The sequence below is a fragment of the Rhizobium sp. CB2179 genome (assembly GCF_057653455.1).
Map to the genome: position 1 here is coordinate 1,779,842 of NZ_CM172781.1, position 15,450 is coordinate 1,795,291.

The window sequence follows — 15,450 nt, forward strand, 5'->3', positions numbered from 1 at the left end:
AGGGGATGATGACGAAGATCTGGAGAGAAACCGGTTTTGTCGAAAACGATCCCTGGGTGATCGAGACCGACGAGGTAAAGGCGACCGAGGAGCAGAAGCCGCTGCTCGGTCTCGACGAACTGATCGCCAGGGCCGACGAAAGCAACGATGTCGGCCTCGGCGTGCTTATCAAGCCGGCCGACGATGTGCGCCGGCTGGAGCCCTATCTCGATCGCCTCGAAATCGTCGCCGTCGCCTTTCCGGCTTTCAACGACGGCCGCGCCTTCAGCCATGCCTCGCTGCTGCGCCAGCGCCTCGGCTACACCAACGAGCTGCGCGCCGTCGGCGACGTGCTGATCGACCAAGTGCCACTGATGCTGCGCGTCGGGATCGACAGCTTTTCCGTCACCAACGCCACGGCGCTGAATCGGCTTTCTGAAAACCGTCTTCCCGCCATTCCCCATCATTATCAGCCGGCGGTGCGTGACGCCGAAGCGGGCAAGGGCTATAGTTGGCGCCGCCAGGCGAAGCCGGCCGCATGAGCGACCGGTTCGTCCTCGTATGATGACGGAACGGTAGCATGAAGACATTCGAAGTGGCGGTGATCGGTGGCGGTCTGGCCGGTATGATTGCTGCAATCGCGCTGGCGCGCGGCGGCCGCAGCGTGGCGCTGGTGGCGCCCGTTGCTCCGAAGGAAGACCGACGCACCACGGCGCTGATGGATCAGTCGATCCGCTTCCTCGACCGCCTAGCGCTCTGGGAAAAGCTCCGCCCCGCAGCCGCTCCTCTGACCAGCATGCGCATCGTCGACGGCACCGATCGGCTGCTGCGCGCGCCGACCACCACTTTCCGCGCGGCCGAGGTCGGCCTCGATGCCTTCGGCTACAATTTCCCCAACAAGGCGCTGACCGGCATTCTCGAAGAGGCCGCGGCCGGCGAGGGCAATATTACCCGCTTCACCGATATGGCCGAATCGATCGAAATATCGGCCGTTTCAGTCTCGATCACGCTTACCGGTGGCGAGATGCTGTCGGCCGATTTTGCCGTCGGCGCCGATGGCCGCGGCTCGAAGCTGCGCGAGACCTCAGGCATTGCCGTGCGCAACTGGTCCTATCCGCAATCGGCCATGGTGCTGAATTTCGCCCATTCGCTGCCGCACCAGAATATCTCGACCGAATTCCACACCAAACACGGCCCCTTCACCCAGGTGCCGCTGCCGGGAAGCCGCTCCAGCCTGGTCTGGGTGCAGGATCCTGCTGAGGCGGCGAACCGCATGGAATTGCCGCTTGCCGAGCTCGGCGCCCTTGTCGAGGCGCGCATGCAGTCCATGCTCGGCAAGGTCGATGTCGAAGAGGGCGTCCAGGTCTGGCCGCTCTCCGGCATGATGGCGCATCGTTTCGGCAAGGGACGCATCGCGCTGATCGGGGAGGCCGCCCATGTCTTCCCGCCGATCGGGGCTCAGGGGCTGAACCTCAGCCTGCGCGATATCATGGCGCTTGCCGATATCCTCTGCGACAGGGCGGAATTGCCGGTGCCGGCCGACGCCGGCGAAAGCTTCGACCGCAAACGCCGCGCCGACATCATGACGCGCACGGCAAGTGTCGATATTCTCAACCGCTCGCTGCTTTCGGATTTGCTGCCCGTCCAGATGCTGCGCGCTGCCGGCCTGCACATCCTCTCGGCCATACCGCCGCTGCGCAATATCGTCATGCGTGAGGGCATCGAGCCGGGCCGCGGCTTCCGCGATATTCCGGAGGCGCTACGGGAAAAGCTGAAGCGGAAGAAGGCCTGAGCGGATCACGATTAGCCAGAGCGAAACAGTCACCACCGAAAACACCGTCGTGATCAGGATCGTCGCCGAGGCGCGCTCCTGCCAGACGCCATACTGCTGACCGATGACGAAGACGTTGGTCGCCGTCGGCAGTGAGGCGAGCAGCACGGCCGCCTGGATCCAGACCGGTTCGAAACCGCCAACCGCCGTCAGCGCAACGAAGACCGCGATCGGATGAAGGATCAGCTTCGCCGGCACGATATAGGAGATTTCTGCCGGGATCCGCTTCAACGGTCGGAGCGCCAGCGTCACGCCCATGGCAAAGAGCGCGCAGGGCGCCGCCGCCTGGGCGAGATAGTCGACGAGGCGCTGAAACGCCGGCGGCTGGTCGATGTGCAAGGCGGCCACCGCAAAGCCCAGCGCGGTCGACAGGATGAAGGGATGCAGCGCCACCTTCCGGACGATATCGGCGGCGAGTTGGCCTGTTGAACGCTTGTCGTCGCCGGCCGCCGCCATCAGCGCCGGCGCCACGATGAAATGCAGCGCGTTTTCGAAGCAGATGATCAGCGCCACCGGCACGGCTGCGCCTTCGCCGAGCGCCAAGAGTGCCAGGCCCGGTCCCATGTAGCCGATATTGCCATAGGCGCCGGCAAAGGACTGGATGGTGCAATCGGCCAGCGAATTGCCGCGCACGACGCGGCCGATGACGAAAAGCAGGATGAAGACCGCATAGGTCGCCGCGATATCGGTGACAATGAAATCGACGCGCGTCAGCTCTTCGATCGGCGTGCGCGAGACGAGCTTGAAGAACAGCGCGGGCAGGGCGGCATAGATGATGAAAGTGTTCAGCCAGCCGAGCGCTTCGGCCGGCTGCTTGGTCGCCTTGGCGGCGATGTAACCGATCAGGATCAGGCCGAAGAACGGCAATAGCAGGCTGACAATATCGGCCAAGAGGTCTTCCAGGGCGCGGGGATGATCGGCGGGTCAGGATCTGACTTAAGCAATTCCAGCAAAAGTGTGTAGCGGTTTTTCGTCAGGAATTGCGCAGAAACAAGAGCAATTCCAGCGAAACTGTGTAGCGGTTTTGCGTTCGGAATTGCTCAAAAAAACAAACCAGTAGAGCGTGGACTCATTCACGCGATGAGTACACGCTCTGCGACCGCCAACAAGCGATCAATAGTCCCAGAAGGCCGCCACCCAACGAAAGGCGTCGCCGTCCACCGCCACCCGGCCGACGGAGGGAAACGGCAGGTGAGTGGCCACCAGCTGCTCGCCGGTCTCCGCCAGTTCCCGCAACAGACGGACCCGAACGCGCGCCGCCTCCTCGGGGTCGTGTTCGAAGCCGTTGTACCAGTCCGGATGTTCAAACCCGACCGCGAACACGGCGTCGCCGGCAAACATTAGCCTGTCGCCGCCGGAGGCCACGCGGATCACGCTGTGGCCGGGGGTGTGGCCGCCGGTGCGATGGACGACCACGCCCGGCGCCACCTCGTACTCATCATCGAACAGCCTGAGATGGCTGCGATACTCTTTGGCGAATCGCTTGGCGGTCGCCCGAAGCGCGTCCGGGAAGCCCGGCGGCATGGAGACCCGAGAGAAATCGGGCGCCTCCCAGAACTTGACTTCTGCCGCCGCCACGTGGATCCGCAGGTCCGGACGCAGCTGGTCCTTCACTCCGTCGACGAGCAGCCCGCCAATGTGGTCCATGTGCATGTGGGTCAGGACCACGTCGGTCACCGACGCAAGATCGATGCCGGCGGCCTCCAGTCGCTTGATCAGCTGCCCGGCCCGCGGCAGGTGCAGGTCCGGGTCGAGCCCCAACCCGGCGTCGAGAAGTATGGTCTGGTCGCCGCTGCGTACCACGACCACGTTCAGCGCCCAGTCGAAAGCGTCCGCTGGCAGGAACATGTCTTTCAGCCAGGCCGCTCGGACGGCGGGATCGATGTTGTGTCCCAGCATCGCGGTTGGGAGCGGTAGCACCCCGTCGCTGACCACCAGCACCTCAATCTCGCCGACCTGCACCGCGTAGCGCGACGGAACCAATTCGTCGAGCCGAGGTCTGCCGGTGTGTGCGGTGTTTTCCAGGCTCATCTTTGTCTCAAGGTTCATGTTCGTCTCCTTCTGACCGCCGCCTTAAACACGGCATCGACGACGCTACATGGAGCCGTGTTTTCGATCGATTGGGTCGAGGGATAAGGGCGGGTGGGGCCGAGGGACAGGGCAAGCCATACCACGGCATAGGTCCAGGCCTCGCTTTTTGCTGTCGGCGGCGTGCTGATGGGCGGACTCGATCAGATCAGCGAACGCGGCATGCCTGTGACTGGGCTCGCCACAAATGTCATCTTTGACAGTCGAGGCCGGACATGATGCCGTTTTCTACGCTGCCGGGAGGCATCTTGCCGGGCCAGCGGACCATGGCGGGCGCGCGAAAGCCGCTTCGAAAAGCTGCAAATAGCCCGCCACGGCAGCGCATCGCGGAGACAACTTCCGACGAAGACGATGCAGTGGCCGGTCGGTGGAGTCCGTCAGAGCGTGTCGATCAGGCCTCCGTCCACGCGCATCGAAGCTCCAGTCGTTGCGGACGCTAAAGGGGAGGCCAGATAGGTGACGAGATTGGCGATTTCCTCGACGCTCGCGGCGCGTTGGATGATCGAACCGGCGCGGTGCTTCTTGACGAAGTCCGCCGCCACCTCCTCGATCGGTTTCCCTGTCCTCGCACGTTCCTCGGCGAGCATCGCCTCGACGCCTTCGGACAGCGTGGGGCCGGGAAGGACGGAGTTCACGGTGACGCCTGTGCCGGCCATGCGTTTGGCAAGGCCGCGGGCAACCGCGATGTCTGCGGTCTTGCTGACACCGTAGTGGATCATCTCGACCGGTATGTTAAAGCCGGATTCCGACGCGATGAAGATGACGCGGCCCCAATCGAGCTTTTGCATGCCCGGAAGATATGCGCGCGAAAGCCTGACGGCGGACATGACATTCACCTGCCAGTGGCGGTCCCATACCTCGTCGTCCGCATCGAAGAAGTCTAGCGGCTGGAAGATGCCCGCGTTGTTGATGAGGATGTCCACGTGAGGAACCTGGGCGACAAGAGCGTTACATCCGCCAGCGGTTGCGAGATCCGCTGCCGCCGCGGTCACGCTTCCCTTGGCGCCTTCGCCTTTCAGGCGGTCGGCGGCCTTCGCGGTCTTTTCCTCGGACCGGCCGTTGACCACCACGTTCGCACCCGCCCTCGCGAGCTGGCGGACGATTGCGTATCCAATGCCTTCGGTGGATCCGGTAACCAGAGCGGTCTTGCCTGTAAGGTCGATCTGCATCTTCTGCTCCTGTGAGGTTGGATGACAGAACGTATGAACTGGCGGCCGGTCTCGCAACAGCCAACGATGCGGATAATCCTTTCGCGTAGGGGAGGGAACCGATCAACGGGCTCTAGTGGCGCAGAATCTTACCGAGGAAGGCGCGGCTGCGGTCGGTCTTCGGGTGGGCGAAGAATTCATCCGGCGTGCCGCTTTCGACGATGGCGCCGGCGTCCATGAACACCACGCGTTGCGCGACCTTGCGGGCGAAGCCCATTTCGTGGGTCACCACCATCATCGTCATGCCTTCCTCCGCGACGGCGACCATGACATCGAGCACTTCCGATATCATCTCGGGATCGAGCGCCGAGGTTGGTTCGTCGAACAGCATGATCTTGGGGCGCATGCCGAGGCAGCGCGCGATGGCCACGCGCTGCTGCTGGCCGCCCGACAGTTGCGCGGGGTAAGCATCGACCTTGTCCGCGAGCCCGACCTTGGCCAGCAGCTCGCGGCCGGCCTTCTCGGCTTCGGCGCGCGGGATCTTGCGCACGTGCATTGGCGCCAGCGTGACGTTCTCCAGCGCTGTCTTGTGCGGATAGAGATTGAACGACTGGAAGACAAAGCCGATCTCCGCGCGCAATAGTGTCATGTTGGTGGTGCGATCGCCGAGACGCTGACCGTCGACAACCAAGTCACCGTCACGGATCGTCTCCAAACCGTTCACGCAACGGATCAAGGTGCTCTTGCCCGAGCCGGATGGACCGCAGACGACGACGACCTCGCGCGGCGCGACGTCGAGCGTGATATCCTTGAGCACATGAAGTGGGCCAAACCATTTATTGACGGCGCGAAACTCGATCATGCTGGTTCAACCTTTCGGATTCTGCGGCGGCGTCACAATCGCACCTCGCCATGGGCCGCGCCCATTCGAAGCTCCAGACGGCGGGCGAGCATGATGAGCGGATAGCAGACAATGAAATAACCCACGCCGACCAGGAAGAAGACCAGGAGCCCATTCGGCACCCGCTGCACCACCAGCCAGCCGACCCGCGTGAGGTCGGTGAGCCCGATGGCCGAGACGACGGAGGAATCCTTGATCAGCAGCACGTACTGGCCAACCAGTGGCGGCAACACGATCCGCATCGCCTGCGGCAGCACGACCTGGCGCATCCTCTGCCACCGTGACAGCCCGGACGCCAGCGCCGCCTCGATCTGGCCGGTTGGAACGGCGCGGATGCCGGCGGCGACGATCTCGCAGATAAAACAAGCCGCGAGGTTTGTCAGAGCAATGATGCCGGCACTGAAGGCGTCGAGCTCGATGCCGAATTCCGGCAGAATGAAGAATATCAGAAAGATCTGCACCAGGAACGGCGTGCCGCGGATCAGGTCGACCCAGGAGCCGATCGCTGCGCTTAAAAGCCGGCTTCCACCAGTCCGAAGGATGCCGAGGCAAAAGCCGATCAGCGTACCGAGCACCAGGCTAATCAGCGACAACGCGACGGTCATGCCGAGGCCACGCAAGGCGAGGGGATAGCTGCCGGCGAGGCTCTGCAACTGCTGCCAGATCATGTCCGCGCTCCTGTCGGCGCCAATCCGAGCCAGTACGCGGATAGCGCCGCTAGCCCCTTCAGGCCGTAATAGAGCAGGAGGTAGAAGGCCGCGATGGTCATGAACCCTTCGGCGGGCATGAAGCGGTCGGAGGCAAGCAGTTGCCCGGCACGGGTCAGTTCGGCGACCGAAATCAACGATAGCAAGGCCGAATCCTTGACCAGCACGATCGCTTGGCCGAGCAATGGTGGAATCGTCACCTTGAATGCTTGCGGCAGGATGACGAAGCGCATGCGTTGGATGAAGGTCATGCCCGAAGCGATGCCTGCCTCCACCTGGCCGCGGTGGATCGACAGGATGCCGGCACGGATGATCTCGGCAATATAGGCACCGCTGTTCAGCGACAAGGCGAGAATGCCGACAACGAGTTCCGGCAGGATGAAGCCGAGGCGAGGCAGACCGAAATAGAGGAAATAGAGCTGCGCCAGCAAGGGTGTGGCCCGCACCGCGTCGATGAAGGCCTTGGCGGGAAGGCGAAACAGCCGGGCGGGCTGCAGGTTCATGGCGACGAGCACGATGCCAACGGCGAGCGCACCGGCGAAGGAGAGGAGCGACAGCCACACCGTCGTGAAGAGACCCTGCCCGAACAAGGGCAGATATTCAACGATGGCGCGGAAGCTGAAGTTCTCGAGCATGGCGAATGGCCTATCCCAGACGGCGGAAGACGAAATGTCCCGGACGGTCTCGCGACGCCGAAGCGCGCGCGAAACCGGCCGGATCAGATGGATGCTTGAACCATGGGTCGGGCTTAGTGATCCTTCTTCCAGTTGTCGGAGTTGACCCAATAATCGAGGTTTTTCTGCAGACGGCCGTCGAGGGTGACCTGGTCGAGAAACTGGTTCATCCAGATCAACAGGTCCGGTTCGTCATAGCGCGTGGCGAATGCCAACGGCTCCTTCGACAGCATGTCGGGCATAATGGTGAAGCTGCCGGCCGGATAAGCCGTTGACTGACCCTTGACCGCCGAGACGTCGTTGACGCCGCAATCGGCCTGGCCGTTATTGACGGCATCGAGCAGCAGCGGGCCGCCACCCTTGTAGCTCTTGATCTCGGCATCGGGAAAGGCGGCCTTGGCCTCTTTCTCGCCGGTGGCACCGAGCAGTACCGCGATCTTGGTGCCCTTGGCCTTGCAGTCTCCGGTCGTGTTGAACTTGCCGCCGGCCTTGGTGAAGACGGTGCTGCCGGTATACATGTAGGGCTTGGTGAAGGCGACCTTCATTCCCCGCGCCAGCGTCGGCGTCATGTCGGCGACCAGGAGATCGGCCTTTCCGGACAACAGCGCCGGGATCAGGCCATCCCAGTCGAAATCAAGGAAGGTGATCTTCACGCCCATTTCCTTGGCCATCAATTCGGCGAGCTCGACCGAGCTGCCGGTCCGTTCGCCGGCCGCGTCGACCAACGAGAAGGGAGGGCCTTGTGTCTGCACCGCGACGCGCAGTTCACCGCGCTTGGCGATGTCGTCGAGCGTTCCGGCATTGGCGGCGGCGGTGATACTGGCAAGCGCGACCGCTGCGGCGAAAACCTTGGTAATGTTCATTTCATATTCCTCCCGGTTGTCGTTGTCCTACCCACCCGTGGGTGCCTTTTGAACCTCGGCGCCGTTCCCGGCGGCGACCGCGTTCGAAACTTCTCAATCCCAGCTGACCGTCTCGGAAACCCGAATGCCTCGCCTGGCCAACTCGTCGAAGAAGCGACCGTCCGGCACATGCATCAGCGGGTTGAGCAGGCCAGGCTTAGCGATCTCGCCGCGGGCCAACATCTGCGCCACGATGCTGGCGGGATAGCCGACGCCGCGGCTCATGCCGAACAGCCCGGACGTCAGGTCGCGCTCTATGATCAGGTCCGATGTCACTGTCTTGCGGCGGCCGCCTTCGCTGCCGGAGAACACGTTGCGCATCACGCAAAGATCCTTCTCATCGACACCATACTGTAATTTCGGACCGAGCATCCGGCCGAGAAATTCGCGCGGGCTGGTGCCAATGCCCGGCACCTTGTCTTCGGAGAGGAAGCCGAGTTCCTTCAGCGGAGCCCAAAAAGCCGACCAGCCCGGCCAACGCAGTGAATAGCGGCCACCGCGCCGCAGCCCTTTGGCATGGCCGAGCATGTCGGAATAGTGCGGCGCATCGCCGTTCGGAAAGGCCTCCAGCCTGCCGAGGCCCGCGAACTCGATCTGATGGATGAAACGGTTGTCGTGTTGCCGGGCGGCGGGCACGTCGACCCGTTCGCCGTTTTCGACCAGCACGCTGTCGCGATTCTGGCTCGTCAAGACCATGTCGAAGTTCCAGCTCACCTTATAGCGTAGCGGCTCGGTCGTCGCTTTCGGCTCGGGGATGCCGCCGCAATAGGAGTCGATGGAGGTGATGGTGTCGAACTGCCTGGCGGCACGCGCGTAAAGCACCAGATCGATGCCGGGGTCGAGCCCGCATTCGGTCATGATCGAAACGCCCGCCGTCGTGGCCGCGGGATCGAGATCGGCGATGGCCTTGCCGTAATTGGTGGTGACGAGCGGCGTGCCTGTGGCGATCGCCGCGAGAACCGCCTCGCGCATCAGCGGCTGCGGCAAGAGGTCGATGACCGCGTCGGCGTCCTCCATCACATCCGCCAGCGTTGGACCGATCGGGCCTTCCGGCACCACGAAACGAATGCGGCCAATGTCTGTCAGTCCGGCAAGCAGGGCCGCGCCATCCGGCGCGGTATCGAAACAGACCACTCGCTCGACACCGTCGCTGGCGACGAGATCGGTGATCGCGGCGCGCCCTTGCAACCCGAGGCCGCCAAGTACCGCGATCTTCACGCGCTTTCCTTTCGAGGATTCTCGTCCGACCAGCAACCTTCCGGCAGGCTGACCCACTTGTTGCATGATGCCATGACGACGAAGGTCTCGCTGCGCACGACTTCGCCCGGCTCGCCCGCGCCCGGGATCAACTCGCTGGTGACGCGGTAGAGATCGGCGACATCGCCGACCACTGTCACGTCGACGATAATGTCGAAGCGCCCGGTGACCACGCAGGCGGAGTTCACGAAAGGCAGCTCGGAGATGCGTTCCGCCAGTTTCCGGGCCTGCCCGCGCCCCTGGGCATTGATGCCGACAATGGCCGAGATCAATTCCGGACGCTCGGTCAGGTTCAGCAATCCGACGATCTTGAGCAGGTTGCGGCCCAGGAGGTTTCGCAAGCGCATACGCACTGTCGGAACAGAGATCGCCATCTTCTCGGCGAGGCGATTGACGCCAAGCTGCGCATCCTCCGACAGCAGTTTAACCAGTCGCCGGTCGGTCTGATCGAGATGTTCTCGCAATGGTCATGGCTTTCATAAATAGAAAAAATCTGAAGATATTTCTTATAAAACTGAAGATATCCTAGGCATTTTCTTTTGAAAGGCAAGCACATCAATCATTCGGCATTCAATCGACGAGAATGCGGGCCCTTCAGGGCCAGGCACGCCAAGGCGGCCGTCGGCGTTTTGCCGCGACGATTAACTCGCTCGCAAGATTCCACGTTCAATACGATCTTGAGGCGCTCTCTCAGACAACGACTGCGTGCGAATTCCTGGCGTATCGGCTAGCCAGGGCCGACGGTCACGATCCCTCGTCCGGTATGTTCAAGACCTCTCCGCACGCCTTGCAATGAACGGCGTCGGCGTCATGGCGCTGAAGGCCGCATCGGTGACAGGAAAAGGTCACTTTGTGAGGGCGGACCACTGCCTGAGCAAGCCTGACGAATAGGGAGATGCCGACGATCATCGTCACAACGGAAGTGAGCTTGCCCAGCGTTCCCGGAAGCGTGATGTCTCCGAATCCCGTCGTCGTCACCGTCGCGACCGTGAAGTATAGCGCATCGACGAATCCTTCGCTTCCCTCCCTGTTGTAGAAGAAGGACGTATAGACGAACCCGGTTGCCATGAAGAGGAACACAAGGAGATTGATCACCGCCCGGACGACGTCGAGAAGGTACAAATAGCCGGCCTTGCGCAGCAAGTCCTTGAGCAGCGGACTGGTGCCGATCGCCCAGAACCGCATGATCCGCAGGAAAGCGAAATTGAAGAGCAGGTCCGGCAGCAACAGCGTGGCCAGCACCACGAAGTCGATCCAGGTCATCGGTCGCCGAATCCACTCGCGCAAAGAGAATGCGGCGACCGCCCGGCCGACCATCTCGGCGGCGATCCACACTGCTATCGCATAGTCGATGATCAGATAGGACGGACCGGATCGCAGGTACGGACCGAGCAGGAAGAAGGCGAGAATGGCGACGTCAATGGCAGCAAATACCAGCCGAAAGGCAATCGCCTGCCTGCCGCCGGCCCTATCGAGCCCTCGCAGCACCTGACGAAGCGAATTCTGCAGAGAGCCCTCGTCGGATTCGAAAGTTTTCATCCAGGGAATGTAGATCCCTCATCGGCGTCCGCAAGTCGCCGAAGACATCCTTGTCCGGCAAATCGTTGTTCTCGTCTGGACAGGACTTGCCCTGCAGGGGCCGCCTCGATCTCAGGCGACGGACCATCCACCGTCTACCAGCAGATTAGCGCCGGTAATCAGGCTCGCAGCCGGTGATGCAAGGAAGACGACGGCACCCACCACATCATCGGTCTCACCGATCCGGCCGAGCGGAATGTGACCGAGCGTCGCTTCCCGATTGTCGGCGTCGGATAGAAAAGGCGCTGTGCCATCGGTGTGAATGAATGTCGGCGATACGGTATTTACGGTGACGTCATAGCGTGCCCATTCGGCTGCAAGGCAGCGCGTGAGGTGATTGATGGCCGCCTTGCTCATGCAATAGATTGCCTCGCCGCGCAGTGCCACGGTGCCGGCCTGTGAGCTGATGTTGATGATCCGGCCGCCGTTGCGCTTGATCATGTGCCGGCCCACAGCCTGCGTCATCAGAAAGGTACCCTTGATGTTGACGTCGAGTATCTCGTCAAGATCCTTCTCTTCGACGAGTTCCGCGAGATTGCCTGGAGCCACGCCGACGTTGTTGACGAGGACGTCGATCCGGCCGAATGTCGCAAGCGCCGCGTCGACGGCTTGTGCGATATGGGCCTTGTTGGGGATGTCCAGTTCAACAGGGAGAACTTTTCGGCCCGCGCCCTCGAGTTCGGCAACCAGGTCCGCCGACGCCGCGACATCGCGGACCCCTAAAACAATATTGGAACCTGCTGCGGCGCAGGCAAGTGCGCAAGCTCGACCGATGCCGCGGCTCGCTCCTGTCACCAAAGTCACCTTGCCCTCAAGGCTGAAGTCCGGCGCATTCTTCTGCATCACGATGCCTCCCTCGATGAAGCTCCATTTATGGCAGTGTCGGCGTGCGGATGCCAGATATTCTCAGCATGCTGAGGAGTGTCTCTTTGACCAATGGGCGATCCGGCAACGTGGGACGCTTTTTCCGATACCTGCACACGACGACAGACGGCGCGGAAGGAAGCGGAGGAGCCCGCGCACCTGCACCATGGCCTGGAAAATCGGCAGCCGGTGGCCTAGCCGATCTGCATCAGGATCGGAAAGGTCTGCTGGAACCAGATCGCCACATTGCTGACCCATCCGAACAGGAAGGCGAGGCCGGTAAGCACGAGGAACAGACCCATCACCTTTTCCACCGTGCCGAGATGGCGGCGGAAGCGCGACAGGAAGCGCATGAAGGAGCCGGAAAAGCCGGCGGCGATCCAGAAGGGGATGGCAAGGCCGAGCGAATAGATGGCGAGCAGCCCGGCGCCGGAGCCGACCGTCTCGCGCGAGGCGGCAACGCCGAGGATTGCGCCAAGCACGGGGCCGATGCAGGGCGTCCAGCCGAAGGCGAAGGCAAGGCCCATGATATAGGCGCCCGTCAGCGTCGCCGGCTTGCCGCTGCCCTGGAAGCGCGCCTCACGCGCCAGCACCCCGATTCGAAAGAGGCCAAGGAAGTTCAACCCCATGACGATGATGATCAGCCCGCCGATCTTCGACAGGAGGTCGAGATGCTGGCGAAGCACCATGCCGATGCTGGAAGCACCGGCGCCGAGCGCCACGAAGACGGTGGCAAAGCCGAGCGTGAAGAGCAGTGCGGAAAAGAACACGCCGCGCCTGACGTCGGGCGCCACCGCCACTGCACCGCCGCCGCGAAACTGCTCGACGGAGATGCCGGCCATATAGCAGAGATAGGGCGGGACGAGGGGAAGCACGCAGGGCGACAGAAAGGAAAGCGCCCCGGCAATCAACGCGCTCCACAGGGAAATATCGGCAATCGACACGCATTCTCTCCGGCTGCAATCTGCGTGATGTTCCTAGCTTTGCAGGCAAGCGATTGCCAATCACCTTTTTGCGCGCGCGAGACATCTGTCTCTGCACGCAAGACATTTGTCTTGGCGCCCGCAAGAAATGTGCCGAACGTTTGCAAAAGGCAAAATTTTCGGTTGACCGGCATGGGTCGCCTGCCTATGTTCCGCCCACTTCCAGCCGGGGTGGTCACACCCGCGGAGAGGGAGAGCGTAGCTCAGCTGGTAGAGCAACTGACTTTTAATCAGTAGGTCTCGGGTTCGAACCCCGACGCTCTCACCATTTTAATCTTCAAGATAGCTGCCGCGATCTTAGATCAGCAGTCGCAGTAACGCGCCCTCGTCCTTCACCCCATGCTGGTACGAATGGATAACCCGCCGAGCAAGATCTTCGCGCTCGGTGTCTGTTGTGATTTGTCGCATCGAGCTGATGTGGTCGAATACTCTCTGGCAGAGGGCAACTTCTTCGTCGCTCAACACGGTTTGTGCGTCGGCTATCTGGGATCGGATCATGATCGCCCTCGCTTCCTTCGGATCGATAGGAGGGTGGAACATCTGCTTTTTAAGCGGGTGAAGGGAGACACAAGGTCGTGAGGTCTCACCCTCATTGTCGTGATAGGTCTTTGTCCCATCTGGCAACTAATTCTCGTTCGGCCCGCTCCACACATATGCAGAAGCCGGCTTTCGCTGGGCATTCCAGATCACTTCGTACCCTATCTTCTCAAGCGAGAGTAAAGCGCCAAGCCTTTCGTCATCTGAAAGGCTTCGCAGGGAAACGTTAAGTGCGTCCAGGCCGCCTAAATTGTAGAGGCTAACGAATACATTGAGTGACATTGTTCCTCTCCCGTTGGTACAGTATAACACGCAAAGAAATATTTGCTTAGGCCTGGATAAATATTTTCAACATCTAGTATAGCTCCAAAAATTTATTCAGATTTCCTTGTTTGGAGTGTGGGTTTGATTTGAGATGGGTAGCGCCTTGCGTCTTTCCCGCAGGAATTGAGCTTCACTCGGTGCCATGCCACCCATTGAAATTTCTGGAAGTTGTTATAAAATCAGTTCGTTGTGGTTACGTGTCACGTCAGCATCTGGGAGGATTGCGATGTTTCAAGGTATGCACGGCTCCAAGTCGGCACTGGGTCCAGAAGACCTCACAATGATCAAAGACATCTATGACGAATGGTGCGCCGCGCGCTGCTGCGCCAAGGATAGCCCAAGTGCAATCAAAGCAGCTCAAGAGTTGATCTCCATGTTCGAGCATGGGGTACGATCAAAAGATGATCTCCGCACTATGGTCGGTACAATAGGTGCGCATTTGCTCAAACACTGAAATGAGCCGATGGCGATCCGCTGCTGGCGAGCGCCTGCGCGAATGGCCTAACCTGTCGTTTATGTGCGTCGATACAGGTCACGCGACGGTTTAAGAAATTGGCTCAGACACAGGAACCAAATTCCGCTGCGGTCCGTTTTCTCCTCATCAACAACAGGAGAAATCCACCATGGATTGGAATCGTATCGAAGGAAACTGGAAGCAGGCGAAGGGCAAGGTCAAGGAGCAGTGGGGCAAACTCACTGACGACGATCTCGACCAGATCGCCGGCAAGCGCGACCAGCTGGAGGGCAAGATCCAGGAGCGGTATGGCATCGAAAAGGATCGTATTAAACGCGACATCGATGACTGGTCTGGTCGCCAAACTTGGTAGTCACAGAACAAAAACCCGGTGAAAGCCGGGTTTTTGCTGCCGAAGGAGTGGAGTTAAGGCGGCTGATGTCCGTCGGACGTCATGAATATCCGCCAAAAGCCAGGAGAAGGACGCCGAGCGCGATCACGGCGAGCGCCGGCCAGTTTTGCGATAGGCCGAGGAACCTGAGGCCTTGGCGCCGGGGTGAGGATTGCCCACATGGTGGCCTCCGCTAGCGATGAGGATGTGGATTAACCAAATCCGGACCTGATCGTTCCGTGAGCGGCTACTCACTTGAACAACCGCCGCGTCAGAACCAAAAGCGCTCGCATTGAATTTGACCGCTGAGCAATCCTGGAGATCCCTGATGGACAAGACACCGAAGACGGCCATCCGCGGCATGATGTTGTACGTACTCGCTCTTCTCGTCCTGGGGGTGCTGGCGGGGGCTGCGTACACGATCTATGGCCATCCCGCCGATCCGTCCGAGCGACCGGCGGCCGAGACGATTCCGCAAAAAGCTCCGGCTCCGCAGTAAGATACCTCTTTCCAAGTCATTGATTGATCGCCGTTCGAGAACAGACGATGACCGGGGAAGATGCCTGTCAAAATCCGGCGCCCACCCAGTCAGGTCGTACTGAAACGCCTGTGCTCCATGGCACCAGATCAGCAAGTGGCAAAGAATATGGCTTCGGAAAGCAAGCCCGACATCCTGTCGCAAGTCCTTCCAACCAGTATAGAACTCTTATTATAGGGAGAACAACCTGCGACAGAGAAAATCGGCATCTGCGCAGAAGCGATGAGATTGGGGAGAAGCAGTGGGGGCCAGCTCTGTCTGGAACCCTGAGAGAGTGCGCCGGAACAGAGGAGT

General features: G+C 61.0%; 19 protein-coding genes and 1 tRNA gene. 6 read left to right on the top strand and 14 right to left on the bottom strand.

The window, feature by feature from the left end; all coding sequences use genetic code 11:
* Positions 1-8 precede the first annotated feature (8 nt).
* Both AC244Q_RS08970 and AC244Q_RS08975 read left to right on the top strand, forming a co-directional pair.
* Complete coding sequence (locus tag AC244Q_RS08970) at positions 9-521, top strand: DUF934 domain-containing protein (RefSeq protein ID WP_017994005.1); 513 nt, start codon at positions 9-11, stop codon at positions 519-521.
* Positions 522-559: 38 nt separating this feature from the next.
* The gene (locus AC244Q_RS08975) at positions 560-1,771 is read left to right on the top strand and encodes a UbiH/UbiF family hydroxylase (RefSeq protein ID WP_128407918.1); all 1,212 of its coding nucleotides are present in this window, start codon (positions 560-562) and stop codon (positions 1,769-1,771) included.
* Here the strand turns inward: AC244Q_RS08975 and AC244Q_RS08980 are convergent.
* From AC244Q_RS08980 to AC244Q_RS09035, 12 genes are all read right to left on the bottom strand, one after another.
* Positions 1,739-2,701: an AEC family transporter gene (locus tag AC244Q_RS08980; RefSeq protein ID WP_128407919.1), complete on the bottom strand. Its 963-nt coding sequence runs from the start codon at positions 2,699-2,701 to the stop codon at positions 1,739-1,741. The two genes, AC244Q_RS08975 and AC244Q_RS08980, sit on opposite strands and share 33 nt — an antisense overlap.
* Positions 2,702-2,923: 222 nt before the next feature.
* On the bottom strand, positions 2,924-3,859 hold the full coding sequence (locus tag AC244Q_RS08985; protein ID WP_012757356.1) for an MBL fold metallo-hydrolase: 936 nt from the start codon (positions 3,857-3,859) through the stop codon (positions 2,924-2,926).
* Positions 3,860-4,275: 416 nt separating this feature from the next.
* On the bottom strand, positions 4,276-5,067 hold the full coding sequence (locus AC244Q_RS08990) for an SDR family NAD(P)-dependent oxidoreductase (RefSeq protein ID WP_017994009.1): 792 nt from the start codon (positions 5,065-5,067) through the stop codon (positions 4,276-4,278).
* Between the two features lie 112 nt (positions 5,068-5,179).
* Positions 5,180-5,908, bottom strand: a complete 729-nt coding sequence (locus AC244Q_RS08995; RefSeq protein ID WP_012757358.1) for an amino acid ABC transporter ATP-binding protein — start codon at positions 5,906-5,908, stop codon at positions 5,180-5,182.
* 32 nt (positions 5,909-5,940) lie between these two features.
* The gene (locus tag AC244Q_RS09000) at positions 5,941-6,615 is read right to left on the bottom strand and encodes an amino acid ABC transporter permease (protein ID WP_012757359.1); all 675 of its coding nucleotides are present in this window, start codon (positions 6,613-6,615) and stop codon (positions 5,941-5,943) included.
* On the bottom strand, positions 6,612-7,289 hold the full coding sequence (locus tag AC244Q_RS09005) for an amino acid ABC transporter permease (RefSeq protein WP_017994010.1): 678 nt from the start codon (positions 7,287-7,289) through the stop codon (positions 6,612-6,614). Before AC244Q_RS09005 ends, AC244Q_RS09000 begins: the two co-directional genes overlap by 4 nt.
* Positions 7,290-7,402: 113 nt before the next feature.
* Positions 7,403-8,191, bottom strand: coding sequence for an ABC transporter substrate-binding protein (locus AC244Q_RS09010; RefSeq protein WP_113545133.1), 789 nt, complete (start codon positions 8,189-8,191; stop codon positions 7,403-7,405).
* Between the two features lie 93 nt (positions 8,192-8,284).
* Complete coding sequence (locus AC244Q_RS09015; RefSeq protein ID WP_128407920.1) at positions 8,285-9,448, bottom strand: saccharopine dehydrogenase family protein; 1,164 nt, start codon at positions 9,446-9,448, stop codon at positions 8,285-8,287.
* Complete coding sequence (locus AC244Q_RS09020) at positions 9,445-9,951, bottom strand: Lrp/AsnC family transcriptional regulator (protein ID WP_012757363.1); 507 nt, start codon at positions 9,949-9,951, stop codon at positions 9,445-9,447. Before AC244Q_RS09020 ends, AC244Q_RS09015 begins: the two co-directional genes overlap by 4 nt.
* Positions 9,952-10,231: 280 nt before the next feature.
* Positions 10,232-11,026, bottom strand: coding sequence for a potassium channel family protein (locus tag AC244Q_RS09025; RefSeq protein WP_128407921.1), 795 nt, complete (start codon positions 11,024-11,026; stop codon positions 10,232-10,234).
* A 111-nt stretch (positions 11,027-11,137) separates the two neighbouring features.
* On the bottom strand, positions 11,138-11,908 hold the full coding sequence (locus AC244Q_RS09030; RefSeq protein WP_012757365.1) for an SDR family NAD(P)-dependent oxidoreductase: 771 nt from the start codon (positions 11,906-11,908) through the stop codon (positions 11,138-11,140).
* A 215-nt stretch (positions 11,909-12,123) separates the two neighbouring features.
* Entirely contained in the window at positions 12,124-12,873 is a 750-nt protein-coding gene (locus AC244Q_RS09035) for a cytochrome c biogenesis CcdA family protein (protein ID WP_012757366.1), read from the bottom strand.
* 231 nt (positions 12,874-13,104) lie between these two features.
* Between AC244Q_RS09035 and AC244Q_RS09040 the strand changes: the two genes are divergently transcribed.
* Positions 13,105-13,180 (top strand) — tRNA-Lys (locus AC244Q_RS09040).
* Between the two features lie 29 nt (positions 13,181-13,209).
* On the opposite strand, the gene AC244Q_RS09045 is transcribed toward AC244Q_RS09040, so the two are convergent.
* Together AC244Q_RS09045 and AC244Q_RS09050 are read right to left on the bottom strand one after the other, a co-directional pair.
* The gene (locus AC244Q_RS09045; protein WP_012757370.1) at positions 13,210-13,410 is read right to left on the bottom strand and encodes a hypothetical protein; all 201 of its coding nucleotides are present in this window, start codon (positions 13,408-13,410) and stop codon (positions 13,210-13,212) included.
* 126 nt (positions 13,411-13,536) lie between these two features.
* Complete coding sequence (locus tag AC244Q_RS09050; protein WP_012757371.1) at positions 13,537-13,731, bottom strand: hypothetical protein; 195 nt, start codon at positions 13,729-13,731, stop codon at positions 13,537-13,539.
* A gap of 322 nt (positions 13,732-14,053) precedes the next feature.
* Here AC244Q_RS09050 and AC244Q_RS09055 point away from each other — a divergent pair, with 322 nt between their 5' ends.
* The 3 genes from AC244Q_RS09055 (at position 14,054) to AC244Q_RS09065 (ending at position 15,117) form a co-directional block, all read left to right on the top strand.
* Positions 14,054-14,227 carry a hypothetical protein gene (locus AC244Q_RS09055; RefSeq protein WP_245274015.1) on the top strand — a complete coding sequence of 58 codons (174 nt, stop codon included), beginning with the start codon at positions 14,054-14,056 and terminating at the stop codon, positions 14,225-14,227.
* A 169-nt stretch (positions 14,228-14,396) separates the two neighbouring features.
* Positions 14,397-14,600, top strand: coding sequence for a CsbD family protein (locus AC244Q_RS09060; protein WP_012757373.1), 204 nt, complete (start codon positions 14,397-14,399; stop codon positions 14,598-14,600).
* 346 nt (positions 14,601-14,946) lie between these two features.
* Positions 14,947-15,117, top strand: coding sequence for a hypothetical protein (locus AC244Q_RS09065; protein ID WP_012757375.1), 171 nt, complete (start codon positions 14,947-14,949; stop codon positions 15,115-15,117).
* The last annotated feature ends 333 nt before the right edge of the window (positions 15,118-15,450 follow it).

What these genes read in the sequence shown, in the direction of transcription:
- AC244Q_RS08990 (WP_017994009.1), bottom strand. Translation starts at nt 5,067, where the DNA reads ATGCAGATCGACCTTACAGGCAAGACCGCTCTGGTTACCGGATCCACC.
- AC244Q_RS08975 (WP_128407918.1), top strand. Translation starts at nt 560, where the DNA reads ATGAAGACATTCGAAGTGGCGGTGATCGGTGGCGGTCTGGCCGGTATG.
- AC244Q_RS09055 (WP_245274015.1), top strand. Translation starts at nt 14,054, where the DNA reads ATGATCAAAGACATCTATGACGAATGGTGCGCCGCGCGCTGCTGCGCC.
- AC244Q_RS08985 (WP_012757356.1), bottom strand. Translation starts at nt 3,859, where the DNA reads ATGAACCTTGAGACAAAGATGAGCCTGGAAAACACCGCACACACCGGC.
- AC244Q_RS08970 (WP_017994005.1), top strand. Translation starts at nt 9, where the DNA reads ATGACGAAGATCTGGAGAGAAACCGGTTTTGTCGAAAACGATCCCTGG.
- AC244Q_RS09005 (WP_017994010.1), bottom strand. Translation starts at nt 7,289, where the DNA reads ATGCTCGAGAACTTCAGCTTCCGCGCCATCGTTGAATATCTGCCCTTG.
- AC244Q_RS09030 (WP_012757365.1), bottom strand. Translation starts at nt 11,908, where the DNA reads ATGCAGAAGAATGCGCCGGACTTCAGCCTTGAGGGCAAGGTGACTTTG.
- AC244Q_RS09000 (WP_012757359.1), bottom strand. Translation starts at nt 6,615, where the DNA reads ATGATCTGGCAGCAGTTGCAGAGCCTCGCCGGCAGCTATCCCCTCGCC.
- AC244Q_RS09050 (WP_012757371.1), bottom strand. Translation starts at nt 13,731, where the DNA reads ATGTCACTCAATGTATTCGTTAGCCTCTACAATTTAGGCGGCCTGGAC.
- AC244Q_RS09025 (WP_128407921.1), bottom strand. Translation starts at nt 11,026, where the DNA reads ATGAAAACTTTCGAATCCGACGAGGGCTCTCTGCAGAATTCGCTTCGT.
- AC244Q_RS09060 (WP_012757373.1), top strand. Translation starts at nt 14,397, where the DNA reads ATGGATTGGAATCGTATCGAAGGAAACTGGAAGCAGGCGAAGGGCAAG.
- AC244Q_RS09010 (WP_113545133.1), bottom strand. Translation starts at nt 8,191, where the DNA reads ATGAACATTACCAAGGTTTTCGCCGCAGCGGTCGCGCTTGCCAGTATC.
- AC244Q_RS08995 (WP_012757358.1), bottom strand. Translation starts at nt 5,908, where the DNA reads ATGATCGAGTTTCGCGCCGTCAATAAATGGTTTGGCCCACTTCATGTG.
- AC244Q_RS09045 (WP_012757370.1), bottom strand. Translation starts at nt 13,410, where the DNA reads ATGATCCGATCCCAGATAGCCGACGCACAAACCGTGTTGAGCGACGAA.
- AC244Q_RS09065 (WP_012757375.1), top strand. Translation starts at nt 14,947, where the DNA reads ATGGACAAGACACCGAAGACGGCCATCCGCGGCATGATGTTGTACGTA.